The 223-nt window shown below is 62.3% G+C and carries 1 protein-coding gene; it reads left to right on the top strand.

The window, feature by feature from the left end:
* Positions 1–44: 44 nt before the first annotated feature.
* The coding region (locus E4K09_RS26710; RefSeq protein WP_134500663.1) for an HPr family phosphocarrier protein at positions 45–223 on the top strand (179 nt) is incomplete at its 3' end.

The raw sequence follows: 223 nt of genomic DNA, 5'->3' as shown, positions 1-223 counted from the left end.
TATATCAACATAGCCTCGCGCGTTCTGTCGGGAAAATAGGAACCATGGATCAGCCCCTCGATCAGGACTGTCCCCCCGCTCCTGTGCCCGAGGGAGCGGAAGTCCGGGAGCTTTCCATCATCAACCGCCGAGGTCTTCACGCCCGGGCCTCGGCCAAGTTCGTGCAGACCGTCGAACGCTTCGATTCGGATGTCACCGTCACCCGCTGCGGCGAGACGGTGGG

The sequence above is a fragment of the Microvirga pakistanensis genome, assembly GCF_004458765.1.
GTDB classification, from domain to species: Bacteria; Pseudomonadota; Alphaproteobacteria; order Rhizobiales; family Beijerinckiaceae; genus Microvirga; species Microvirga pakistanensis.
The sequence above is the reverse complement of the archived record's forward strand: the minus strand, read 5'-3'. Positions and strand labels throughout refer to the sequence as shown.